Annotated in this window: 21 protein-coding genes; 14 read left to right on the forward strand and 7 right to left on the reverse strand. The window is 73.9% G+C overall.

All coding sequences use genetic code 11. From position 1 onward, the window contains the following. Positions 1 to 94 precede the first annotated feature (94 nt). Positions 95 to 1,468, reverse strand: coding sequence for an MBL fold metallo-hydrolase (locus ACFC8N_RS13170; RefSeq protein ID WP_356024150.1), 1,374 nt, complete (start codon positions 1,466 to 1,468; stop codon positions 95 to 97). 222 nt (positions 1,469 to 1,690) lie between these two features. On the opposite strand from ACFC8N_RS13170, the gene ACFC8N_RS13175 reads away from it, so the two are divergent. The 6 genes from ACFC8N_RS13175 to ACFC8N_RS13200 all read left to right on the forward strand — a co-directional run bounded on the left by ACFC8N_RS13175 (position 1,691) and on the right by ACFC8N_RS13200 (position 7,384). Next, entirely contained in the window at positions 1,691 to 2,884 is a 1,194-nt protein-coding gene (locus ACFC8N_RS13175) for an acyl-CoA dehydrogenase family protein (protein WP_356024152.1), read from the forward strand. Between the two features lie 93 nt (positions 2,885 to 2,977). Beyond that, positions 2,978 to 3,757 (forward strand): GntR family transcriptional regulator, encoded by a 780-nt coding sequence (locus ACFC8N_RS13180; protein WP_376288150.1) that lies wholly within the window; start codon positions 2,978 to 2,980, stop codon positions 3,755 to 3,757. Positions 3,758 to 3,763: 6 nt separating this feature from the next. Next, complete coding sequence (locus ACFC8N_RS13185) at positions 3,764 to 4,996, forward strand: MFS transporter (RefSeq protein WP_356024157.1); 1,233 nt, start codon at positions 3,764 to 3,766, stop codon at positions 4,994 to 4,996. A 4-nt stretch (positions 4,997 to 5,000) separates the two neighbouring features. After that, positions 5,001 to 5,984 carry an NADPH:quinone reductase gene (locus ACFC8N_RS13190; RefSeq protein WP_376288151.1) on the forward strand — a complete coding sequence of 328 codons (984 nt, stop codon included), beginning with the start codon at positions 5,001 to 5,003 and terminating at the stop codon, positions 5,982 to 5,984. A 166-nt stretch (positions 5,985 to 6,150) separates the two neighbouring features. Continuing rightward, entirely contained in the window at positions 6,151 to 6,771 is a 621-nt protein-coding gene (locus ACFC8N_RS13195) for a phosphatase PAP2 family protein (protein WP_356024161.1), read from the forward strand. A gap of 103 nt (positions 6,772 to 6,874) precedes the next feature. Next, complete coding sequence (locus ACFC8N_RS13200) at positions 6,875 to 7,384, forward strand: GNAT family N-acetyltransferase (RefSeq protein WP_376288152.1); 510 nt, start codon at positions 6,875 to 6,877, stop codon at positions 7,382 to 7,384. Between the two features lie 453 nt (positions 7,385 to 7,837). Here the strand turns inward: ACFC8N_RS13200 and pcp are convergent, their stop codons facing one another. From pcp to ACFC8N_RS13215, 3 genes are all read right to left on the reverse strand, one after another. Then, entirely contained in the window at positions 7,838 to 8,488 is a 651-nt protein-coding gene (pcp, locus tag ACFC8N_RS13205; protein ID WP_376288153.1) for a pyroglutamyl-peptidase I, read from the reverse strand. Between the two features lie 81 nt (positions 8,489 to 8,569). Then, the gene (locus ACFC8N_RS13210; RefSeq protein ID WP_376288154.1) at positions 8,570 to 9,544 is read right to left on the reverse strand and encodes a DUF979 domain-containing protein; all 975 of its coding nucleotides are present in this window, start codon (positions 9,542 to 9,544) and stop codon (positions 8,570 to 8,572) included. Beyond that, positions 9,541 to 10,260: a DUF969 domain-containing protein gene (locus tag ACFC8N_RS13215; protein WP_356024173.1), complete on the reverse strand. Its 720-nt coding sequence runs from the start codon at positions 10,258 to 10,260 to the stop codon at positions 9,541 to 9,543. Before ACFC8N_RS13215 ends, ACFC8N_RS13210 begins: the two co-directional genes overlap by 4 nt. A 177-nt stretch (positions 10,261 to 10,437) precedes the next feature. On the opposite strand from ACFC8N_RS13215, the gene ACFC8N_RS13220 reads away from it, so the two are divergent. The 5 genes from ACFC8N_RS13220 to ACFC8N_RS13240 all read left to right on the forward strand — a co-directional run bounded on the left by ACFC8N_RS13220 (position 10,438) and on the right by ACFC8N_RS13240 (position 15,545). After that, positions 10,438 to 11,190, forward strand: a complete 753-nt coding sequence (locus ACFC8N_RS13220) for a 5-oxoprolinase subunit PxpA (RefSeq protein ID WP_356024176.1) — start codon at positions 10,438 to 10,440, stop codon at positions 11,188 to 11,190. Continuing rightward, complete coding sequence (locus tag ACFC8N_RS13225) at positions 11,187 to 11,837, forward strand: allophanate hydrolase subunit 1 (protein WP_376288155.1); 651 nt, start codon at positions 11,187 to 11,189, stop codon at positions 11,835 to 11,837. The genes ACFC8N_RS13220 and ACFC8N_RS13225 overlap by 4 nt, the downstream gene beginning before the upstream one ends. Further along, positions 11,834 to 12,691 (forward strand): biotin-dependent carboxyltransferase family protein, encoded by an 858-nt coding sequence (locus ACFC8N_RS13230; protein WP_356024180.1) that lies wholly within the window; start codon positions 11,834 to 11,836, stop codon positions 12,689 to 12,691. The genes ACFC8N_RS13225 and ACFC8N_RS13230 overlap by 4 nt, the downstream gene beginning before the upstream one ends. Positions 12,692 to 12,830: 139 nt before the next feature. Beyond that, complete coding sequence (locus tag ACFC8N_RS13235; protein WP_376288156.1) at positions 12,831 to 14,903, forward strand: FUSC family protein; 2,073 nt, start codon at positions 12,831 to 12,833, stop codon at positions 14,901 to 14,903. 126 nt (positions 14,904 to 15,029) lie between these two features. Next, the gene (locus tag ACFC8N_RS13240) at positions 15,030 to 15,545 is read left to right on the forward strand and encodes a hypothetical protein (RefSeq protein ID WP_362820087.1); all 516 of its coding nucleotides are present in this window, start codon (positions 15,030 to 15,032) and stop codon (positions 15,543 to 15,545) included. A 54-nt stretch (positions 15,546 to 15,599) separates the two neighbouring features. Here ACFC8N_RS13240 and ACFC8N_RS13245 read toward each other — a convergent pair whose 3' ends face one another. Continuing rightward, a complete protein-coding gene (locus ACFC8N_RS13245) occupies positions 15,600 to 16,508 on the reverse strand; it encodes a hypothetical protein (protein WP_356024186.1) in 909 nt (302 codons plus the stop codon). Between the two features lie 122 nt (positions 16,509 to 16,630). Between ACFC8N_RS13245 and ACFC8N_RS13250 the strand changes: the two genes are divergently transcribed. The 3 genes from ACFC8N_RS13250 to ACFC8N_RS13260 all read left to right on the forward strand — a co-directional run bounded on the left by ACFC8N_RS13250 (position 16,631) and on the right by ACFC8N_RS13260 (position 20,274). After that, positions 16,631 to 17,656, forward strand: a complete 1,026-nt coding sequence (locus tag ACFC8N_RS13250; RefSeq protein ID WP_376288157.1) for an alpha/beta hydrolase — start codon at positions 16,631 to 16,633, stop codon at positions 17,654 to 17,656. Between the two features lie 4 nt (positions 17,657 to 17,660). Continuing rightward, entirely contained in the window at positions 17,661 to 18,491 is an 831-nt protein-coding gene (locus ACFC8N_RS13255) for a M55 family metallopeptidase (RefSeq protein ID WP_376288158.1), read from the forward strand. A gap of 67 nt (positions 18,492 to 18,558) precedes the next feature. Continuing rightward, positions 18,559 to 20,274 carry a DUF885 domain-containing protein gene (locus ACFC8N_RS13260; protein ID WP_376288159.1) on the forward strand — a complete coding sequence of 572 codons (1,716 nt, stop codon included), beginning with the start codon at positions 18,559 to 18,561 and terminating at the stop codon, positions 20,272 to 20,274. 68 nt (positions 20,275 to 20,342) lie between these two features. Here ACFC8N_RS13260 and ACFC8N_RS13265 read toward each other — a convergent pair whose 3' ends face one another. Beyond that, positions 20,343 to 20,822, reverse strand: a complete 480-nt coding sequence (locus ACFC8N_RS13265) for a diadenosine tetraphosphate hydrolase (RefSeq protein WP_356024197.1) — start codon at positions 20,820 to 20,822, stop codon at positions 20,343 to 20,345. A 43-nt stretch (positions 20,823 to 20,865) separates the two neighbouring features. Further along, positions 20,866 to 22,317 (reverse strand): tryptophan 7-halogenase, encoded by a 1,452-nt coding sequence (locus ACFC8N_RS13270; RefSeq protein ID WP_376288160.1) that lies wholly within the window; start codon positions 22,315 to 22,317, stop codon positions 20,866 to 20,868. Positions 22,318 to 22,342 lie beyond the last annotated feature (25 nt).

Here is a 22,342-nt window from a genome sequence, read left to right on the forward strand (position 1 = left end):
CCGGCCCCGCTGTGGCCGGTGCGCTCGGCGGCCTCCGGCACGGTCGGCCGGTCCGGGGCGCCGGGGTGTCGTGTGAAGGAACTCATCGTGGTTCTCACTTCTGTTGCTCGGTGAGCCCGGCTTCCACGGCCGAGGCGAAGGAGTCGTCGACGGCCACGACGTCGCGGCCCCCGGCGTCCAGCAGCGACGCGGCGATGGCGGCGCGCATGCCGCCCGCGCAGTGCACCCAGACCTGCCCCGCGGGCACCTCGTGGAGGCGCTCGCGCAGCGTGTGGACCGGGATGTGCACCGAGCCCGCGACGAAGCCGCCGGCGCGCTCGGAGTCCCGGCGGACGTCCAGCACGACGACGCCGTCCCGGGGGCGTCCGGCGAGATCCGCGAACGTGGCCCGCGGGAAGGACGCCGGTGCCGTGCCCTCGGACACCCAGTGCGCCGGGTCACCGGTCGCCGCGGCGGCCGGGCGCTCGATGCCGACCTGTGCCAACTGCCGCTGCGCGGCCGCGAGTTGTTCGGCGGACTCGGCCAGCAGGGTCACCGGCCTGCCCCAGGGGATCAGCCAGGCCAGGTAGATGCCGAGCTGCCCGTCGGCCTCGAAGTTGAACGAGCCCGCGACGTGCCCCGCGGCGAAGGCGACACGGTGGCGCAGGTCCACGACCCACTCCCCGGCTGCGAGCCGCGCGGCGATCTCGCCGGCGTCGGCCACGGCGGGCGGCGTCAGGTCGACCGGGGCGGGGCCGTCGGCATTGGCCGGGCCCATGTGCGTGTAGTACGCGGGGACGTCGTCCAGGCCGGCCAGCAGCTCGGCGACGAAGGTGTCGACGTCACGGACGAGCGCCGCGTTGTTCGTCTTCTCCTTGCCGATCGTCGTGGCGTCGCCGCCCGCCCGGCCCGCCCGGTTCGACGCGCAGAAGCTGCCGAAGCCGTGTGTGGGCAGCACCGCCGTCTCCTCCGGCAGTTCTGCGGCCAGCCGGTGCGCGGAGGCGTACTGGGCCCGGGCGAGGTCCCGCGTCAGGCGCGGCTCGACCAGGTCGGGGCGGCCGACGGTGCCGATCAGCAGGGAGCCGCCGGTGAACACCGCGACCGCCGAGCCGTCCTGTTCCAGGGCGTACGACATGTGGTGCGGGGTGTGGCCGGGCGTCGCCAGCGCGCGCAGGACGAGTCCCGCGGCGGCGTCGATGTCGTGGCGGTCGCCGTCGTGCACCGGCACGCGCGCGTAGGCGACCCGGGCGCCGGCGGGGACGAGGTAGGCGGCGCCCGTGAGCCGGGCCAGTTCGAGGCCGCCGGTGACGTAGTCGTTGTGGAGGTGCGTCTCGACCACGTGGGATATGCGCACACCGCGCCGGGCCGCCGCCGCGATCACGTGGTCGATGTCGCGCGGCGGATCGACCGCCACCGCCGTGTGCGCGCCGCCCGCCAGGTACGTGCGGTTGCCCAGCCCCGGCACCTCGATCGTGTCGACGAAGAACATCGGGCACTCCTTTCCCGTGCGTGAATTACCCCCGGGGGTATGTGTTCGACAGTAGCACGGGTACCCCGGGGGGTATTTTTCGCGAAGGGTGCGGAGCTCGGATCAGCGGTGTGTTTTGAAGCCAGTCGGGTGATCGACGGGCCGGTCCCGGGCTTGGGTGCGGCCTGTCTCGGGCTCCGCCGGAGAGACTGCGGCCATCCCCCAGTGGAGGTGGCGAACAGCATGCTCAGCGACAGCACAACGACGATCGTGGCCGAGCGGCCGCTGGTGGCGGACGTCGTCGCCGGCGCGCCGCGCGTGGCGGAGATCGCGGCGCGGTGCGCCGAGGAGACGGAGGCCGCCCGGCGGCTTGCGCCCGAGGCGGTCGAGGCGGTGCGGGAGGCCGGGTTCGCCCGGCACTTCGTCCCCGCGGCCTACGGCGGCGCGGACGGCCGCTTCACGGACATGACCGCGGCGGTCACCCTGGTCGGCCAGGGCTGCGCCTCGGCGGCCTGGGCCGCCTCGCTGTCCGCGTACGCGGCCCGCTACGGGGCCTTCCTGCCCCTGGAGGGACAGGCCGAGATCTGGGCCGACGGCCCGAACGCCCTGATGGCGGGCGCGCTCATGCCGGCCGGCAAGGCCGAGCCCGCCTCCGGCGGCTGGCGGCTGAGCGGCGAGTGGCGGTACATCAGCGGGGTGCGCTTCGCGGACTGGGTCTTCGCCTGCTCCGCCGTACCCGACGGCCAGGTGGGTCCCGACGGACGTCCCGAGGTCCGGTTCTTCGCGGTGCCCCGGGCGGACATCATGGTGCGGGACACCTGGTTCACGATGGGCATGCGCGGGACCGGCAGCGACACCATGGCCCTGGACGACGTGTTCGTGCCCGAGCACCGGACCCTGTCGAGGTTCGACATCAACGCGGGCCGGGCGACCGCCTCCGAGGCCCGCTGCCACACCGTCCCCGTGGACGCCCTGAACGCCCTGCCCCTCGCCGTTCCCGTGCTGGGTGCCGCCCGCGGGGCACTGCGCGTCGGCGCCGAGCAGACCATGCGGCGGGTCGACCGGCGCGGCGCCCCGGTGCGGGAGAAGCCGCCGGTCCAGATCGAGCTGGCCCGCTCGGCCGGCGAGGTGGACGCGGCCGAGCTCCTCATGCAGCGGGCCGCCCGTGTCGCCGACGGTGTCGAGCAGGCCCGGGAGGGCGAGGCGGCGGTACGCGGGCCGCGGGACCTCGCGCTGGCGGTCGGACTGCTGGTGTCGGCCGTCGACCGGATCTTCAAGGCCGGCGGCACCACGTCCCACTTCGAGACCGACCCCCTCCAGCGGTTCTGGCGGGACGTCAACACCGCGGCCTCCCATGTGATCTTCGAATTCGAGACCGCAGGAGCCGCCTTCGGCGCCTGGGCACTCGGCGCCGAGGGCGCGGAGCGCAGACGCTGAGGCGCGAGCGCCGAGCGTGTTTCTGCTCCAGTAGCTTTCACGCGGTGAAGTAGCTTCTCAACTCCGCCTGGAATCACCGCTGGAGAGTCACCCATGCCCCGAGAAGCGCCGTACCGTGCACTGGCCGACGTGTTGCGAGCCCGTGTTCTCTCGGGGGAGTGGGACGTCGGTGAGCGCCTGCCGTCCCGGGCGCGGCTCGCCGAGGAGTACGGGGTCGGGCGCAATGTCGTGCAGCGGGCCATGGACCGCCTCATCGACGAAGGACTCCTCGAAGGGCGCGCGGGATCGGGCACCTATGTGCGCACACCGCGCGAGCGCCTGCGGCTCGTCCGCTCGCGCCACCACGAACGCCGGGACGGCTCACCCCGCCGCGCCGGTACGTCCGCCGGCGCACGTCCCGATCTGCGGGAGCGGGGCCGGGCCGACTCCTGGGACGCGCACAGCCAGGTGCGCGTGCCCGCCCCCGAGGCCATCGCCGAGCGGCTCGCCATCCGCCCCGGCGACCTCTGTGTCACCACGCACTACGAGTTCCTCGCCGAGGGGCACCCCGTCCAGTTCTCCGCGTCCTGGGAACCGATGACCCTCACGGGCGGAACGCCGATCGTGCTGCCCGAGACGGGCCCGCTGGCGGGAAAGGGGGTGCCCGAGCGCATGCGCTCCATCGGAGTCGTCGTCGACACCGTGGTCGAGATCCCCCGCCCGGCCCGCGCCACCCCGGTACACGCGAATCTGCTGGGAATCAGCGCCGGAGACCTCGTACTCCGGATAGAGCGGACCATTTACGCCACTGACGGCCGCCCGGTGGAAACCGCGGACATCGTCATCCCGGACGCGCGCCGGGCCGTGGTGTACGAATTCGGCGTCGAGCGGTGACACCAGGTGATACCCAAGGGAATTCCCTCGCGGCTCGGTCTTCTGCGTGATCCGGATTTCGGGCGGCTCTTCGCCGCCACCGCCCTCGGACAACTGGGCGACCGCATCATTTTCCTGGCACTGCCCCTGGTCGCGATCACGGCGCTGAACGCCGACGAACTCCAGGTCGGACTGCTGACCGCGACGACCACGGCGGGCTCGCTGCTCATCGGACTGCCGGCCGGCGCGTGGGTGGACCGGATGCGAAAGCGGCCCGTGATGATCGCCGCCGATCTGGTGCGCGCGCTGATCCTGCTGTCGGTCCCGGCGGCGTGGTGGGCCCGTCTGCTCACGATCGAGTGGCTCTGCGCGGCCGCCCTGCTGCACGGACTGCTGACCGTCTTCTTCGACGTCGCCTACGTCAGCTATCTCCCGCACCTGGTGGGACGGGACAACCTGGTCGAGGGGAACGCGAGACTCTCGGCGGTCCGGTCGGTGACCAGCATCGGCGGACCCGCGGTGGCGGGGCCGCTGGTCGGCTGGGCGGGAGCCCCCGCCGCGCTGCTGGCGAGTTCGGCGGGGATGGTGGCGTCGGGGCTCCTCGCGACCCGCATCCGCAGGCGCGAGGAGAGACCGGGGGCGGGCGGGAGACGGCATCTGGCCCGGGACATCAGGGAAGGGCTGGCCTTCGTCCTCGGGCAGCCCGTCCTGCGCGCGACGATCGCGGGGGACGCGATGTTCAACCTCTTCCTGGTCCTGTACCAGACGATGCTTCTGGTCTTCCTGGAGCGGAAGATCGGTCTCGGCACCCTCGGTATCGGGCTCGTCCTCTCGGGCATGGGCTGTGGCGCGCTGCTGGGTGCCCTGCTGGCCACCGGCATCGCGCGGCGGCTCGGGCAGGGGCGGGTGATCTGGCTCGCGCCGCTGGTCACGTGTCCGCCGACCGCCCTGATGCCGCACGCGCGGCCGGGCTGGAGCCTGTACGCGGCGGCGGTCGGGCTCGCGGCGCTCTCCCTGGGCGGTGTCGTCCGCGTGGTGTCCCAGTCGAGCCTCCAGCAGGCCCTCACCCCGGACCGGCTCCTCGGCCGTATGAACGCCACGGCCCGGTTCGTGTCCTGGGGAGGCGTTCCGCTGGGCGGAGTACTGGGCGGGGTCTCGGGTGCGCTGTGGGGAGCCGGGGCGACCCTGTGGACCGGCGCCATCGGCATGACACTGAGCTCGCTCGTCCTTCGCCGGGCGGGCCGGGGTGGAACCATGTGATGTCATGCGTGCCGCGTACATCCAGGAACTGGGTTCCGCCGACGTCATCCGGTACGGGGAGATTCCCGCGCCGGTGCCCGGTCCCACCGACGTACTGGTGGCGGTGCGGGCCACGGCGGTCGACCCCGTCGACACCTTCGTCCGCTCGGGGCTCTTCCCGACGCACCTGACCTTCCCGTTCGTCGTCGGACGCGACCTGGTCGGGACGGTGGCCGAGGTGGGGCCCGGCGTCACCGGATTCCGGGTCGGGGACCGGGTGTGGTGCAACAGCCTCGGGCACGAGGGGCGCCAGGGCGCTGCGGCGGAGCGGGCGGTGGTGGCGGCCGACCGGCTGTACCACCTGCCCGACGGCGTCGATCCGGACAACGCGGTCGCGGTCGTCCATCCGGCGGCGACCGCGTACCTCGCCCTCTTCGTGCACGGGCGCCTGCGCGCGGGCGAGACCGTGCTGGTCGCCGGGGCCGCGGGCAACGTGGGCGGTGCCCTGGTGACGATGGCGGCGCGGGCCGGCGCCCGGGTCCTCGCGACGGCCGGCGCGCGGGACGCGGCGTACTGCGCACGGTCGGGCGCGGCCGAGGTCTTCGACTACCGCGATCCGGACCTGGCCGGGACGATCCGGGCCGCCGCGCCCTCGGGCGTCGACCTCTACCTGGACACGGCGGGCGTCAACGACCTGGAGACCTCCGTCGGTCTGCTCGCCCGGCGGGGCCGCGTCGTGCTGCTGGCCGGTGCCGGCACGCGGCCCGTGCTGCCCGCCGGAGCCCTGTACATGAACGACCGCTCCGTCGTGGGATTCGTCATCTCCCACGCGACCACCGACGAACTCGCCGAGGCCGCCGGGTACATCAACGACCTGCTCGGCCGGGGTGCCCTGCGGGCGCGCCGGACCGAGATCCTCCCGCTCAGCGCGGCCGGCGCGGCGCACGCCCGGCTGGAGCGCGGCGAGCTGCACGGGCGGCGCGTGGTCCTGCGCACGGACGCCTCCTAGCGCGTATCGATCTCCAGGTGAGTGAACCGATCTCCGCCTGATAACGTCTACTCACTTGTAGACGTTCATGTTCCGGACGTCTACAGGTCATCTTCATGTCCACTCAGTGTCGCGGCGCGTTCCCCGGAGCGCGCCGCACGCGCACCACGGCCCGGAGATCCGCTCGATGACGACTTCCTCCCCGACCGTTCAGGCACTCGACGGCGCGGCCATAGACGGCGGCCTGTACACCGACGTCACCGACTTCGCCCGCCATACGCACTGGCTGAACGGAACCGCGGCCGCGTACAGCGCGTACGGCACTGGCATCTTCGCGCTGCTCCTGCTGGTCGCCTGGTGGCGGGCCCGCGGGCAGGGGAGCACCGCGATGGCCGCCGTGCTGGGCGCTCCGTTCGCCGTCGTCCTCGCCTATGTGGTGAACAGCGGGATCAAGATGGTCTTCCAGGAGCCCCGGCCGTGCCGGGCGCTGCCCCACGACTTCCTCATCGAGGCGTGCCCGGCCCCCGACGACTACGCCTTCCCCAGCAATCACACCACCGTCGCCTTCGCCTTCGCGGTGGCGCTCCTCCTCGTCAGCAGGCGGCTCGGATCCGTCGCCCTGCTCGCGGCCGTCGTGATGGGGGCCTCGCGTGTCTACGTCGGCGCCCACTACCCGCACGACGTCGCCGTGGGCGCCCTGGTCGGCAGCGTCGTCGCCCTGGCCACGGTGCTCGCGGCACGCCGGTTCGCGCCGCCCCTGGTGGACCGGCTCCGCGACGGCGCGCTGCGCCCGCTGCTCATGGCCTAGCCGGCGCGGCGAGTCGGCGGCAAAGGTCGCAAAAGGGTTGGTCCGGCCCGGTCGGCATGTGCTTCGATGCAGGCCGTCAAGCGAATCGGAGCGCACGCCCCCCATGCCGCACAGGTGGACCACCCGCGCCGAGACCGGTGCCGACATCCCCGCAGTCCGCGAGATCAACCTCTCCGCGTTTCCCACCGCCGGGGAGGCCGACCTCGTGGACGCCCTGCGGGGCGATCCCGCGTGGCTCGACGGGCTGTCCGTGGTCGCCGTCGACGACAGCGGCACGCCGGCCGGGTACGCCCTGCTGACCCGCTGCCACATCGGCGACGTCCCGGCGCTGTGCCTGGCACCCGTCGCCGTACGTCCCGACCGGCAGCGCACCGGCGCCGGATCCGCCGCGGTCCGGGCCGGGCTGCGGGCAGCCCGGGAGCGGGGCGAGCGCCATGTGGTCGTCCTCGGTCACCCGGACTACTACCCGCGCTTCGGATTCACCCGGGCCTCGGCCCACGGGATCGGCCTGAGCATCGACGTCCCGGACGACGCCCTGATGGCCCTCACCCTCGACGCACGCCACCCCCTGCCCGCCGGCATCGTCCGCTACGCCGCCCCGTTCGGCATCTGAACGCGCGGACCGGCCCTACCCAGGGGATCGAGGGCCTGCGCCGCGAAGGTGGCCGGCCAGTGCCCGGTCGCGAAGTCGCCGCGTTCCACGGCGGGCGGGCCGGCCACCAGACGGGCTCCGGGCGCCTCGGTCAGCCGACTGCGCACCGGCCCGTCCGGGCGGAGCCCCCGTGGCCGAGCGGAGCGCGGCGGCCCTGCTCAGGGTGAGCCCGGCAGATGGCCGATCCGCGGGTCGCTGCGGTCGGAGACGACGGGCACCTCCAACGGCGGTCAGGAATCCGTCGAGCCACCACGCGAACCGCTCCCGGCCCAGCGTCCTGCGCATCGCGTACGGCCTCTGGGGTCGCGGGAGCCCCGGGGCGAAGGCGCTGTTGGGGTGGTGGCCGTCGCGCACGGGATACGTGGCCCAGTAGTACTGCCGCTCGAAGGAAGGGCGGTGTACAGGTGGGCGGCATCAGTGGGTGGTTCCCTCGGAGATCTTCAGGTCCTGGCCCGTGGGGGTGGCGGCCGCTGTGACCAGCAGGGCGCGCAGGCCGCGGGCGACCGTGGCGGGTTCCAGGGCCGGGGCGGTGCCGTCGGGGACCTGCTCCGGCGCCCAGGGTACATGGACGAAACCGCCCCGGACGTGCGGGAGTTCGGTGGCGATGAGGTGGGCCAGGCCGTACGCGACGTGGTTGCAGACGAACGTACCGGCGGTGTGCGAGACGGCGGCGGGCACACCGGCCGTGCGCAGGGCGGCGACGCAGGCCTTCACCGGGAGGGACGAGAAGTACGCGGCGGGGCCGCCCGGGACCACGGGTTCGTCGACGGGGCGGCGGCCGGCGTTGTCGGGGATGCGGGCGTCGTCGAGATTGATGGCGACGCGTTCGACCGTCACGCCGGGGCGGCCGCCCGCCTGGCCCAGGCAGAGGACCAGCTCGGGGCCGGCCGCGCGGACGGCGTCGCGCAGGACTGTGACGGACTCGCCGAAGACGCACGGCAGTTCGGCGGCGGTGACGGTCAGCCCGGCGGGCGGCTCGGCGGCCACGAGGGAGGCCGCCTGCCACGACGGGTTCACGCGCCGGCCGTCGAAAGGGGCGAAGCCGGTGATGAGCACGCGGGTCATGGCACTTCCTTCATCGGGCCCTCTTCTTCGTCTTCATCGGGTGTTTCCTCCACGGGGAGCGGAGGGCGGCGGGCGCGGCGGTCAGAAGGCGAAGAGCGCCATGATCACCGTGGCGCAGACCAGCAGCGGCAGCGCCGTCGGGATCTGCGCCTTGATCGGGCCGTACTGGTCCTTCAGTTCGAGCAGGGTGGCCGGGACGATGTTGTAGTTGGCGGCCATCGGTGTGCACAGCGTCCCCGCGAAACCGGCCAGCATGCCGATCGCGAGGACGGCCGCTTCGTTGCCGTGCATCTGCTCGATGAGGACGGGCCAGCCGATCGCCGCGGTCATCACCGGGAACGCGGCGAACGCGTTGCCCATGATCATCGTGAACAGGAACATGCCGACGCAGTACGCCGCCACGGCGAGGTACTTGGAGTCGCCGGGCAGGATGTCGTGCACGATCCTGCCGACCTGGGTGCCGACTCCGGCCAGCGCGAAGATCGAGCCGAGCACGGCGAGGAGCTGGGGCAGCAGCAGGGCGGAGCCCATCGCCTCCAGCATGGAGCGGCCGGAGTGCAGCGGGACCGACAGCCTGCGCTCGCCGGTGACCAGCATGCCGACGACGAGGGCGACCAGACAGCCGATCCCGAGTCCGATCAGGGTGGCCTTGCCCGTCTCGAACAGGCCGGAGGTGTCGAGCACGGAGGCGCACACGATCGCGACGAGCGGAATGGTCAGCGCGGGGACGAAGATCCTGCCGCCGAGCCGGGTCGCGGAGGCCTCGCGCTCCTCCGCGCTGCTGGTGACGGGCTCGCCCTTGCCGAGGAAGTTGAACCCGGCGAGCACGATCAGGGCGAGGACGGCGACACCGAGCGGTTCGGCGGGCAGGGTCCAACCACCCTTGTGCGCCGTGTCGTTGGCGACTCCGGTGCCGTAGGGGAAGGTGAGCCCGAGCAGGCCCCAGAAGGCGGCTGAGGTCCACCGCCTGGGGTTGGTGCGGTCGGCCGCCATCTGCACGGCCATGACGACGAAGACGAGGCCCACCAGCCAGTAGAGCCATTCGGCCTTGATCACTTGTCGGTTCCCTTCGGCAGCGGCAGGTCGTGCTCGGCGCGGGCGAGGGCCATCTGGCGCTCCAACTGCCGGTCCAGGAGCAGGAGTCGGGCGCCGTGGACGAGGAAGGCGCAGACGGCGAGCGGGACGGCCCACACGGCCAGCTGGGTCGGTTCGAGGTTCTGGTGGTACGTCGAGTTCACGAACCCGGTGATCAGCAGGATCGAGCCGATGGCGATGAAGCAGTCCTCGCCGAAGAAGAGGCCCACGGTGTCGGCGGACGCGGCGTAGGAGCGCACCTTCTCGCGCAGGCGGTCCGGCAGTTCGGTGCCCGTCGTGCGCTCGGCGGCGGCCTCGGCCATGGGCGCGACCAGCGGCCGTACGGTCTGCGCGGGGCCGCAGATGCTGGTGAGGCCGAGGGCGGCGGTGACCTGACGGACCAGCAGGTAGACGGTGAGGAACCGGCCGGTGCTGAGCCCGGTGAGCCGGCCGATGAGACGGCGGGCCTGTTCGCGCAGGCCGTAACGCTCCAGCAGGCCGATCACGGGCAGGGCGACGGCGAAGACGGTGACCGACCGGCTGTCGGCGAAGGACCGGCCGAAGGCCGCGAGGACCTCCAGTGGATCCATCCCGCCGACCAGCCCGGTGAAGACACCGGCGACGCCCACCACGAGGACGGGATTGCGGCGCGTGACGAAGCCGAGGATCACCACGACCACGCCGAGGAGAACGATCATGCGGCGGCCTTCTTCGCGGGGGACGGGGCAGGACGCCCGGGTGGTGCGGATCCGGGAGGTCCGGATCCGTGAGGGATGCACGGACCCTAGGGGATCGTTCAACGATCGAACAAGAGGTGCTGCAGAAATCGATCGATGCCTTGTCGGATCGTTCAACGATCGATTACGTTCTGGGGCGTGATCGACCTCAACGCGGACCTCGGCGAGGGCTTCGGCCGCTGGACCCTCACCGACGACGACGCCCTGCTCACCGTCGTGACCAGCGCCAACGTCGCCTGTGGCTTCCACGCCGGCGACCCCTCCGTGATGCGCCGCGTGTGCGACCTCGCCGCCGAGCGCGGCGTACGGATTGGCGCCCAGGTGTCCTACCGCGACCTGGCCGGTTTCGGCCGGCGCACCATGGACGTCCCCGCGGACGAACTCGCGGCCGAGGTGGCCTACCAGATCGGGGCGCTGCGCGTCTTCGCCCGGGCCGCCGGGGCCGAGGTGGCGTACGTCAAGCCGCACGGCGCCCTCTACAACCGCACCGTGCACGACGCCGAACAGGCCGCCGCCGTGGTGACGGGCGTCGAACTGGCCGGCGGGGCGCTGCCCGTGCTCGGCCTGCCCGGGTCACGGCTGCTCGCCGCCGCCGCGGACGCGGGCCTGGCCGCCGTACCGGAGGCCTTCGCGGACCGCGCCTACGCCCCCGAGGGCACCCTCGTGCCACGCCGCGAGCCGCACGCCGTGGTCACCGACGAGGACGAGGTGGTCCGGCGTGCGCTCGCGTTCGCCGTGGACGGCGCGGTCCGGGCCGTGGACGGGACGAGCGTCGCCGTGGCCGCCCGTTCCCTGTGCGTGCACGGCGACACCGCGGGCGCCGCCCGGATCGCGGCCCGCGTGCGCGCGGCCCTCGACGCGGCCGGGGTCGAGGTCGGGGCCTTCGCATGACCGGGAACCGGCTCCTCACCGTGCGCCCCGCCGGACGGCACGCCCTGCTCGTCGAACTCCCGGACGCCGAGCGCACCGGCGCCTTCCACGCCGAACTGCTGCGACGCCGCGCGGCCGGCACCCTGCCACCGGTCGAGGAGATCGTGCCCGGCGCCCGGACCGTCCTCCTCGACGGCGTCCCGCGCCCCGCGGAACTGGCCCGCCGCATCGCCGACTGGGAGGTGCCCGCCCGCGCGGCCGACGAAGGGGAGGCCGTCGAGATCCCCGTGCGCTACGACGGCCCCGACATCGCCCGGGTGGCCGACCTCTGGCAGGTCGGCGTCGACGAGGTCGGCGCACGGCACCGCGCGTACACCTACCGCGTCGCCTTCTGCGGATTCGCCCCCGGCTTCGGCTACCTCACCGGCCTGCCGGCCGAACTGCACGTCCCGCGCCACGACACGCCCCGCACCCGCGTCCCGGCCGGCGCCGTCGCGCTCGCCGGTCCCTACAGCGCGGTGTATCCGCGCGCCACCCCCGGCGGCTGGCAGCTGATCGGCACCATGCCCGACCCGACCCCGCTGTGGGACCTCACCCGCGACGAACCCGCCCTGCTCACCGCGGGCACGCGCGTACGGTTCGTGGCCGAGAGCGGCGGTGCGCCGTGACCGGCACCCTCACCGTCGTACGCCCCGGCGCCCTCACCACGGTCCAGGACGCCGGCCGGCGCGGCCACGCCCACCTCGGCGTCCCCCGCTCCGGTGCCCTCGACGCCGCCGCCCTGGCCCTGGCCAACCGCCTCCTCGGCAACGCCCCCGACGCCGCCGCCCTGGAGACCACCCTCACCGGCTGCGCCCTGCGCCCCGAGCACACCGTGACCGTCGTGGTCGGCGGCGCGCCCTGCCCGGTGACCCTCGACGGACGGCCGGCGGCCTGGGGGACACCCGTGCGGGTGCCCGCGGGCGCCGTCCTCGACGTGGGCGCCGTGACGGCCGGGGTGCGCTCCTACGTGGCCGTCCGCGGCGGCATCGCCGTCGCGCCCGTGCTCGGCAGCCGCTCGGCCGACCTGCTCTCCGGACTGGGCCCGGAGCCGCTGCGTGCCGGGGACGTCCTCCCGCTCGGCGCAGCCGCCCCGCAGCCGCCCCGCACCGACCTCGCCCCCTGGCCCGCGCCGCCCGCCGAACTGACGCTGCCACTCCGGCTCGGCCCGCGCGCCGACTGGTTCACCGCCGCGGCGCTGCGCACCCTCACCTCGGCGACGTACCGCGTCTCGCCGCACAGCAACCGCATCGGCCTGCGCACCGAGGGGCCGCCGCTGGAACGCGTGTCGGGCGGCGAACTGCCCAGCGAGGGCATGGTGCTCGGCGCCGTACAGGTGCCCCCCGACGGCCGCCCGGTGGTGTTCCTGCGCGACCACCCGACCACCGGCGGCTACCCGGTCGTCGGCGTCGTCGCCGAACCCGCCCTCGCGGCGGCCGCCCAGGCCGCGCCGGGCACGCCGGTCCGCTTCACCCTGGGCTGACTCCCGGCCCGCCGGTGCGCCGAAGCGGTCGCGACATGCCGGGGGACCGGCGCGGGGCGATTCTGTAGACGTGGGCCGTCGAGTCGCTTCCCGCCACACCCTGGCGGACTACGCAGCCTCGGGCCGACGGGCGGTCCGCGTGACGCTGGTCGCTGCGGCCGGGTTCTACCTCTTCCGCTACGGCCTCGACCGCCCCGTCGGGGCCACCTACGCCCTGTTCGCCGCCGTGGCCCTCGGCGGACTGGCCAGGATCCCCGGCACCGGGCGGCAGCGGGCCGCGCTGGTGCTGCGGCTGCTCCCGGTGTGCTGGCTGCTGGTCGTCGTCGGCACCTGGCTGTCGGTACGGACCTGGAGCGCCGTCGTCGGCATGCTGGCGGTCGGCTTCGCGCTGGCCTTCGCCGCCGTCGGCGGACCACGCCTCGCGGGAGCCGCGCCGGGCCTGCAACTCCTGTACATCCTGCCGTCGTTCCCGCCCTACGCGCCCGGCACGCTCGCCGAGCGCCTGGCCGGTACGACCACCGGGCTCGTCCTGCTCGTCGCCGCCGAGGCGCTGCTCTTCCCCGAGCCCGCCCCGCCGCCGTACCGCGAGCGGGCCGCCCACGCCGCACGCGTGGCCGCGCGCTGCGCCACACTCCTCGCCACCGCGCCCCACACCCTGACCGGCACCGACGTCCGCCTGGCCCACGAGACCGGCCGGACGCTGCGGTCCCTGTCCCTGCCGGAGGCGGAACGCCCGGCCGGACCGGGGGTGCGCGACCGCGCCCTCGCCCACACCGGCCTCGCCGCGCGCACCCTCCTCAGCCGCCTCGCCGACCTGCCTGCCGCACCGGACGGGCGGCCCGGCCCCGAGGAGACCGCCGCCCTGCGCGCGGTGGCGGTGGTGGCCACGGCGGCCGCGACCTGTCTGCACACCGGGCAGCCGCCGGTGACGCCGTACGCGGAACTGGCCGCCGCTCGCGCCCGCGTGGCGGCGGCCTCCGCGGCAGGTGCCGCCGGCGCGGCACCGCCGGACCTCCCGCCCGGCGTGCTGCGCCGGCACGCGGCCGTGCTGGAGATCGCCGACGCCGCGCTCGCCCTCGGCACGGCCGCCGATCTGGCCGTGCACGGCCGGCACGCGTCGGTGGACACCGGGCAGAGCCGCTTCTGGTACGCCAGGAGCCGGGCACCCGTGCTGTGGTGGCACCGGGTCTGCCACCACGCCGGTCGCAGGTCGGTGTTCTTCCAGAACGCGGTCCGTATCGCCCTGGCCCTGACCGCCGCCCGGCTCGTGGCCGGGCTGGACACGCTGCCCCACGGATTCTGGGCCATGCTGGCGACCCTCAGCCTCACCCGGACCACCCTGGGCGACACCTGGAGCACCATCCGCGCGGCCCTCGTGGGCACGCTGGCCGGAGCCCTGGTCACCGCCGGGGCGCTGACCCTGGCCGGCACCGACACCGCGGTCTACGCCGTCGTCCTGCCGGCCTGGATGCTGTTCGCCTTCACCGTGGGGCCGGTCAAGGGCGTCGGCTGGGCGCAGGGACTGTTCACCGTGCTCGTGGCCCTGGTCTTCGCCCAACTGACCACATCCACCTGGCAGTTGGCGGAAGAGCGGGTGCTGGACGTGCTGATCGGCAGTGCGATCGGCGCCGTGTTCGGCGTGCTCGCCTGGCCCCGCGGCGCCCATGACGAGATGCACCGTGCCGCGGCCGAACTCCTGCGCCGGGCGGCCGAGATCGTCGTCGCTACCGGCGCCTCCGTGGCGGGCACCGGCGCCGGAAGCGCACCGACCGGGGCGCCGGGACACCGCTCGCTGCAACGCGCGATCGTCCTCGCCGAGTCCGCCTACGCCCAGTTCCAGTGCGAACAGGCACCCTTCGGCGGGCCGCCGGGCGAGGCCGTACCGCGCCACGTGGACTGGCAGGCCACACTGATGGCCGGCCACCACACGCTGTGGGGCTCCGAACGCCTGCTGGAGCCCCCGCTCACCGCGCTCGGCCCCGCGCCGGCCGAGTCCGTCAGCGGGCTCGGAGACCGGGTGGCCGCGCGGATGCTGCTCGTCTCGGCGGCCCTGGACCCCGGCGGTGACACCCCGACCGGACCGGTGCCCCGGATCGATCCGGCACCCGCCGCACTCGCCGCCGAACCGCCAGGCGCGCCGCGCCTGTACTACGCCACCGTGTCCTGGCTGGCGTCGCTGACGACCGACCTGACCCGCATCGCACGCGAATGACCCGCCGCGGACAGCCCCTTGGTGGTGCCGCCCGGCGGAGCCTGATAGGCATGGCAGGTGCGATTCGAGAGGGTTCCCATGCCGGCGGGCGTCGCGGCGCGCCCCCGGGACGCGCGCGGATATCCCGTGCCCGCGATCACTCCGTGGGAGAACGACGAGCCGCAGTTCGCCCTGACCGACCACGACCGCAGCGCCGCGTGCGCCCGGGGGCGGCTGTGCTCGGTGTGCGACCGCCCCATGCCGCGGGGGCCGGTGTGGCGCGTGGTGGGGAGCGGGGAGAGCGCGGCGATCGGCGAGGCGCTGGCCGCCGGGCGGCCGTACCGCAATCTCGCCCCGACCCTCGAAGGGCCCGGGCACCGCGCGTGCATGCTGTACGCCTCGATGGTGTGCCCGTATCTGGCCCGGCCGAACGCCCGGCGCGGGCTGTCGGCGGCCGAGCCGGACGAGATGACCGAGCACGTGGTGCGCGGCGCCGTCCGGGGCACGACGGGCGCGGTGGTGGGCTTCGCCGAGTACGAGTACGCCGTCACGAGCAGCCAGGTGCTGTTCCGGTTCCTCGACGTCGTGGAGTTCCTGCCGCACGACCATGCCGACACGCACCTGGAAGAGCTGCGGGCCGAGCTGGCCGGGTCGGCGAAGTGACCCGCACTCCGCGCCCCGGACCCGCCCGGCCTGTCCCGTCGGCCGCCGCCGTCGTCAGGGGCGGTACGCCGCCAGACCCGTCGTCGACGTGACCTTGGCCGGGTGGCCCGTGCCGTCGGCCGGCAGGGTCACCGTGCCGGACGGGGTGCGCACCGCGAGGGTCCTGCCGTCGGGGGACCAGGCCGGCTCGGTGTAGTCGGTGGTCGCGTGCGGGGTGAGGTCCTTGACGCGGTCGCCGTGCATGAGGTCCTCCACGAGGACGTGGTCGTGGCCGGCGACCGAGCGCACGAACACGACCTCTTCCTCGTTCGGGGACAGCGCGGGCTGCGAGCCCTTGGTGAGCTTGCCGCCCTGCTGGCGCAGGTAGTCGTCACGGATGTAGACCGCGCCGGTGTCGACGTTGGCGTAGACCGACGTGCCGTAGTGCCCGCCCGCGTTGGGCCAGACGTTGCCGGTCTGCGGGAGCGCCCCGCCCGGGCCCGGGTCGCCGTTCAGGGACAGCGTCTTCGGCGTGCCGTGGACGGCCTTGGCGGAGATGTACTTCAGGCGCGAGACGCCCTTGTCGCGGGCCGCGAAGATGAGGTTGTCCTTGGCGGGAATGCCGTTGCGGGTGTCCTTCGCGGTCACCTGCCACGTCGGGTGGGACCAGTTCTGGTTGCCGGGGTTCTTGGCCACGACCACGCGGCCGCTGCCGTCCGGACGGGCGGTGTCGAGATTCCCGGAGCCGTCGATGAACGCGGCCCGGGCGCCGTCCGGGGACCAGGCGAGATCCCGGACGGGCACGCCGAAGTTCACCCGGTGTCCGCCGATCAGCACGTACGCGGTGCCGTTGCTGACGGTCAGGGTCCCGTGCGCGGAACCGGTGGCGGCCGATGCGGCTCCGGAGGCACCCAGCAGCGCCGTGCCGGTGACGGAGGCGGCCACGGCGATGGCGGCGGTGATGAGGCGGGTTCGGTTGGTCATGGCTGAATCCCCCAGAAATGTGGATAGGCAAGACAGAGGGTGACAGGCTTCGATCTTCGGATGGTCCGCTCGGTGTCACAGGCGCGTAACAGTGCTCCGGGGCGGGTGATTGACTGGGCCGCATGGACTTCACTTCGGCATCGAGGCCAGGGAAGGCACCGCCGCTCGACCCCGAACTGGCCGAGACGATCGCTGCGTTGGGGGAGGCGGCGAAGGAGCCGTTCACCCCGGAGAACCTGGCCGCACGGCAGGCGCACGACGCCGCGAGCCGGCCCCGGCCGACGGTCCGGGACCTTGAGGACGGCGGCCGCTTCGAGGTGACGGAGCTGCGCGTGCCGGGAGCGCCCGGCGCACCGGACGTCACGCTCGTCAGCGCACGCCCCGCCGGACTCGCGGGCCCGCTGCCGCTGCTGTACTACCTGCACGGCGGCGGCATGATCATGGGCAACGCCTGGTCCGTGCTTCCGCAGGTGCTGCGCGCCTGGGCGCTCCCGCTGCGCCTGGCCGTCCTCTCGGCCGAGTACCGGCTGGCACCGCACACGCGCTACCCGGGACCGCTGGAGGACTGCTACGCCGGATACGTCTGGGCGGTCGAGCACGCGGCCGCACTCGGCGTCGACGCCGACCGTGTCGTCATCGGCGGAAAGAGCGCCGGCGGCGGACTGGCCGCGGCACTCGCCCTGCTCACCCGGGACCGCGGCGGCCCCGCCCCGATCGGGCAACTCCTCGTCTGCCCCATGCTGGACGACCGCAACGACACGTTCTCCAGCCACCAGATGGCCGGCGTCGACCTCTGGGACCGGACCTCCAACGCGACCGCCTGGCAGGCCCTGTTGGGCGACCGGTACGGCGCCGCGGACCTGCCGCCCTACGCGGCCCCGGCCCGCGCCACGGACCTGTCGCGACTGCCCCCGGCCTATATCGAGGTCGGGGCCGCCGAGACGTTCCGGGACGAGGGCGTGGCCTACGCGCAGGCCCTCTGGCGGGCCGGGGGCCAGGCCGAACTGCACGTATGGCCCGGCGCGTGCCACGGCTTCGACACCTTCGCACCCCAGGCGGCCCTCAGCCGCGACGCCCGCGACGCCCGCACCCGCTGGCTACGGCGGGTCCTCGCACGGCCCACGGCCAAGGACGCAGGCGATAGTTGAGGGCATGCGGATCTACATCAGTGTGGACATGGAAGGCGTCACCGGCCTCGTGGACGCCCATGACGTCCAGCCCGGCGGCCGGGACTACGAGCGCGGTCGGCGCATGATGGCCGAGGACGTCAACGCCGCCGTACGGGGCGCCGTCGCGGCCTGCGCCACCGACATCCTCGTCAACGACGCCCACGGCCCCATGCGCAACATCCTCCCCGAGGACCTGGACCCGGCGGCCCGCCTGATCCGAGGAAAGCCCAAGCAGATGAGCATGCTCGAAGGCCTCACGCCCGAGCACGACGCCATGGTCTGCGTCGGCTACCACGCCCGGGCCGGCGCGCTCGGCGTGCTGAGCCACAGCTTCATGGGCCATGAGATCGAGGACATCTGGCTGGACGGCAGGCCGGTGGGCGAGATCGGACTCGCCCATGCCACCGCGGCGGCCCTCGGTGTGCCGACGGTGGTCCTCACCGGCGACGACCGCGCCTGCGCGGAGACGGTCGAGTGGGACCCCGAGGTCACCACCGTGCCGGTGAAGTACGCCCGGGACCGCTTCGCCGCCGAGCTGCGCCCCGCGGAGGAGGCACGCGCGGCCATCCAGGAGGCGGTCACCGCGAGACTCTCCGCGCCGCTGCCCACGCCGGCGGTGCCGGCCGGCCCGGCGACGCTCAGGGTCCGTTGGCAGTCGGCCTCCGTGGCCGCCACCCTGCCGGGAATTCCGGGAGTCGTCTCGACGGACGACCGTACCGTCGAGGCGCGCGGCCCGCTGCCCGGCCTCTACCGGCAGTTCGTCGTGTGGATGCGGGTGGCGGCATCCCTGACCAACCAGCCGCCGTACTGCTGAGCCACCGCGGCCGAAAGACAACACGCCCTGCTGACAGTCCCCGTGGCGGGACGTCAGCATGACCCGCATGGCCGACGAACCGAGCACGCCGAGCACTTCGAGCACACCGCGCCGTATCGCCGACGACCACGTCGCGCAGGTCGCCGCCCTCGACCCCGTGACCTCGACCCGGCTCGGCCTCGACCCGGAGGACGACCGGCAGCCGGATCTGTCGCCGGAGGGCTTCGAGGCACTGGCCGACGTGGCCCGGCGCACGCTCGCCGCGCTCGACACGGCCGAGCGGTACGGCGAGAAGCACGGCACGGTGTGGGCGGACGCCGAGCGGAACTGCGCCCGCCTCCTGCGGGAACGGCTGACCGCCGAACTCGCCCTGCACGAGGCGGGCGACCAGTTCCGCCAACTGCGCAACGTCAACTCCCCCCTGCACCAGTTGCGCGGCATCTTCACCCTGATGCCCACCGGGACCGACGAGAACTGGGCAGCCGTCGCGGGCCGGTTGCGGCACGTGCCCGGGGCCCTGGACGGGTACCGGGCCACCCTGTCCGAGGGCATCGCCCGCGGGCTGCTGTGCGCGCCCCGCCAGGTGCGGGCCGTGCTCGGCCAACTCGCCGCCTGGACCGGCCAGGACGCCGGCGGCACCGGCTGGTTCGCCGCGTTCGTGGCCGCCGCGCCCGACCGGCTCAGGCCCGGACTCGACGCCGCCGCCGAGCGGGCGACCGGCGCGGTCGCCGACTTCCGCGGCTGGCTGCGCAGCGCCTACCTGCCCGCCGCCGAGGGCACCCCGGACCCCGTCGGCCGCGAGCGCTACCTGCGCGCGGCGCGCTGGGCCGTCGGCGCCGTCCCGGACCCGGCCGAGGCCTACGCCTGGGCCTGGGAGGAGTTCCACCGCACGCGCGCCGAGATGCGGACCGAGGCCGCACGCATCCTCCCGGGCGCCGACGTCCGCGCGACCATGGACCACCTGAACCGGCACGGCCACAGCATCACGGGCGAGGAGAACATCCGCGCCTGGCTCCAGCAGATCACGGACGAGGCGATCGACGCCCTCGACGGCACCCACTTCGACCTCTCCGGCCCGATCCGCGGGGTCGAGACGCGCATCGCGCCCGCGGGCAGCTCGGGCGCCCCCTACTACACCGGCCCCAGCCTGGACTTCAGCCGCCCGGGATACACCTACCTCCCCACCCTCGGCCAACAGACCTTCCCCACCTGGGAGATGGTCAGCACCTGGTACCACGAGGCCGTCCCGGGGCATCACTTGCAGACCGCCCGCTGGACCGCCGAGGCCGGCCGGCTCAGCACCTACCAGATCACCCTCGGCGCGGTCAGCGCGGACAAGGAGGGCTGGGCGCTGTACGCCGAGCGCCTGATGGACGAACTGGGCTTCCTCACCGATCCCGCCCGCCGACTCGGTTACCTGGACAAGCAGATGCTCCGGATCATCCGCGTGATCATCGACATCGGCATGCACCTGGAACTGACCGTCCCGGCCGGCTCCGGCTTCCATCCGGGCGAACGCTGGACCCCCGACCTCGCCACCGCGTTCATGGCCGCACACCACGGCAGCGGCGCCGCCCGCCGCACCAGCGAGATCGACCGCTACCTCGGCTGGCCCGGCCAGGCCATCGGGTACAAGCTCGGCGAACGCGCCTGGCTCCAGGGCCGCGAAGCCTCCCGGCGCCGCCTCGGCACCGCCTTCGACCTGCGGGCCTGGCACACGAAGGCACTCACGCTGGGGTCACTCGGCCTCGCCGACCTCTCCGAGACGCTCGCGTCGCTGTGAGGGACGGCAGGCCGGGCGGAGGGGGGAGCTCGTCCGGAGTGAGCCGCTCGCCCGGTGCCGGACGGCCGTCAGTCCGTCGACCGCAGCCCGTCCAGTTCGGCACCGATCGCGGCCCGCAGCGCGTCGTGGCGCGGGCCGAGCCGGAACCGTTCGTCCCGCCACCGGTCGGGCGGGTAGAGCCATACGGGCTTGCCCACCAGCTCGGCCGGCTCCCACTCGAACCGGGGCCAGACGTGGGCGTGCAGGAACGGATCCGTGTTGCCGAGGATCTCCAGATTGACCCGGCGGAAGCCGGGGTCGAGGCCGCGGCAGGCCCGCTCGACCGCCTCGCCGAGCAGGTCCATGTCGGACAGGAACGCCAGCCGCTTCCCCTTCGGCAGGTCGGACAGCCGCCGAACAGCGGGGTCGTCCGAGAGGAGAACCGAGTAGCCGGGCAGGAACTGCACATCGCCGATCACCGCGAAGCCCGCCGCGAGCCTGCGCAGCACCGTGGGATTCCCGCCCCGCAGCGCCGCCCCGATCCGATCCGTCCGCCAGTCGTCCGCCATGGCCTCAACCTACCGCCCGCGACCGCCGGCTCCTCACCGGCTTTCAGGGCCGGAGCCAGGACAGTCCGTCCGCCGCCACCGTCAGGGAATCCGCTGCGGCCGGGGCGTCGGGGGAGCCGCCGTACAGAGCCTGTTCCTGGAGGTCGTTGCCGGTGCGGAAGGTGTCCGCGACGATCCGGGTGGACAGCAGTGGGTTCACGCGCTCCGCGCCGTCCGCCAACCGGCGCACCGCGTCGTCCAGTTCGGCCGCACCGGCACTGCGCTCCGCCGCGAGCACCGACGTGTCGCCGGAGACCAGTCCGCCGGCGAGTTCGGCGAAGGCGGCGGCTTCGCCGAGGCCGACCCGGGTGATCTTCTTCGCCGACCAGAAGTACGAGTCCTCGCCCCGTTCCATGTCGTAGAAGGCGATGAGGAATTCGTAGAACACGCCGTACTCGCGGCGGTACCGCGCCTCGAACTCGGCGAAACCGCGCTCCTCGGGGACACTGCCGTCCAGCGCGGAGTTCACCGCGCGGGCGGCCAACAGGGCACCGTACGTCGCCAGATGGACGCCCGACGAGAGCACCGGGTCCACGAAGCAGGCGGAGTCCCCGGCCAGCGCCATGCCCGGAACCCACAGCGACGTCTTCCAGTAGGAGTAGTCCTTGCGGACCCGGATCCGGTCGTACGGCGGCTCGGTCGCGAGCGGTACGTCCGTCAGCAGCCGGTCGACCTCCGGGCAGGCCTTGATCATGTCCTGCCAGGCGCCACGCGGATCGCGCTGGACGGCCGCGAGGTGCTCGGGCGCGATCACGGCGCCCACACTGGTCAGATCGTCGCGCAGCGGGATGTACCAGAGCCAGCCGGCGTCGAAGGCGGCGCAGAAGATGTTCCCGCTGTCCGGTTCGGGGAGCCGGCGGCCGCCCGCGTAGTAGCCGAACACGGCGAGGTTGCGGAAGAAGTCGGAGTACACCCGCGCCCCGCCGACCTGGCTGTGGATCCGGCTGGTGTTGCCGGACGCGTCGATGACGTACCGGGCCTGGGCCGTGCGCGCGGTTCCGTCCCGGTCGGTGTACTCGACGCCGCGCACCCGCCCGCCCACGCTGAGCACGCGGCGCACGGGGCTGCCCTCACGGACCTGGACGCCGACCCGCTCGGCGTTGCGCAGGAGTATCTCGTCGAACCGGGAGCGCTCCACCTGGAAGGCGGTCGCCGTGGGCTCGGGCAGGCGCGGCGTCATGGAGAAGGAGAACTGCCAGGGCAACGGATCGCGGCCCCAGCGCATCGTCCCGCCGCGCTTCGGGGTGAAGCCCGCCCGGGCGACCTCGTCGGCGACGCCGAGGAGGCGGCACAGGCCGTGCACGGTGGCGGGCAGCAGCGACTCGCCGATCTGGTACCTGGGGAAGGTGTCCCGCTCCAGCAGGAGCACGCGGTGCCCCCGCAGGGCCACGGCCGTCGCGGCGGTCGCGCCGGCCGGCCCGCCGCCCACCACGACGAGGTCGTACTCGGAGGTCATCCGGAGGCTCCTGTTCTCGTGTCCG

This window comes from Streptomyces sp. NPDC055966, assembly GCF_042269865.1.
GTDB lineage: Bacteria > Actinomycetota > Actinomycetes > Streptomycetales > Streptomycetaceae > Streptomyces.

Excerpts from the sequence above, each read along its gene's own strand:
- ACFC8N_RS13260 (WP_376288159.1), top strand. The coding sequence starts at position 18,559 with ATGGCCGACGAACCGAGCACGCCGAGCACTTCGAGCACACCGCGCCGT.
- ACFC8N_RS13170 (WP_356024150.1), bottom strand. The coding sequence starts at position 1,468 with ATGTTCTTCGTCGACACGATCGAGGTGCCGGGGCTGGGCAACCGCACG.
- pcp (WP_376288153.1), bottom strand. The coding sequence starts at position 8,488 with ATGACCCGCGTGCTCATCACCGGCTTCGCCCCTTTCGACGGCCGGCGC.
- ACFC8N_RS13245 (WP_356024186.1), bottom strand. The coding sequence starts at position 16,508 with ATGACCAACCGAACCCGCCTCATCACCGCCGCCATCGCCGTGGCCGCC.
- ACFC8N_RS13200 (WP_376288152.1), top strand. The coding sequence starts at position 6,875 with ATGCCGCACAGGTGGACCACCCGCGCCGAGACCGGTGCCGACATCCCC.
- ACFC8N_RS13175 (WP_356024152.1), top strand. The coding sequence starts at position 1,691 with ATGCTCAGCGACAGCACAACGACGATCGTGGCCGAGCGGCCGCTGGTG.
- ACFC8N_RS13270 (WP_376288160.1), bottom strand. The coding sequence starts at position 22,317 with ATGACCTCCGAGTACGACCTCGTCGTGGTGGGCGGCGGGCCGGCCGGC.
- ACFC8N_RS13255 (WP_376288158.1), top strand. The coding sequence starts at position 17,661 with ATGCGGATCTACATCAGTGTGGACATGGAAGGCGTCACCGGCCTCGTG.
- ACFC8N_RS13265 (WP_356024197.1), bottom strand. The coding sequence starts at position 20,822 with ATGGCGGACGACTGGCGGACGGATCGGATCGGGGCGGCGCTGCGGGGC.
- ACFC8N_RS13180 (WP_376288150.1), top strand. The coding sequence starts at position 2,978 with ATGCCCCGAGAAGCGCCGTACCGTGCACTGGCCGACGTGTTGCGAGCC.
- ACFC8N_RS13225 (WP_376288155.1), top strand. The coding sequence starts at position 11,187 with ATGACCGGGAACCGGCTCCTCACCGTGCGCCCCGCCGGACGGCACGCC.
- ACFC8N_RS13250 (WP_376288157.1), top strand. The coding sequence starts at position 16,631 with ATGGACTTCACTTCGGCATCGAGGCCAGGGAAGGCACCGCCGCTCGAC.
- ACFC8N_RS13215 (WP_356024173.1), bottom strand. The coding sequence starts at position 10,260 with ATGATCGTTCTCCTCGGCGTGGTCGTGGTGATCCTCGGCTTCGTCACG.
- ACFC8N_RS13195 (WP_356024161.1), top strand. The coding sequence starts at position 6,151 with ATGACGACTTCCTCCCCGACCGTTCAGGCACTCGACGGCGCGGCCATA.
- ACFC8N_RS13190 (WP_376288151.1), top strand. The coding sequence starts at position 5,001 with ATGCGTGCCGCGTACATCCAGGAACTGGGTTCCGCCGACGTCATCCGG.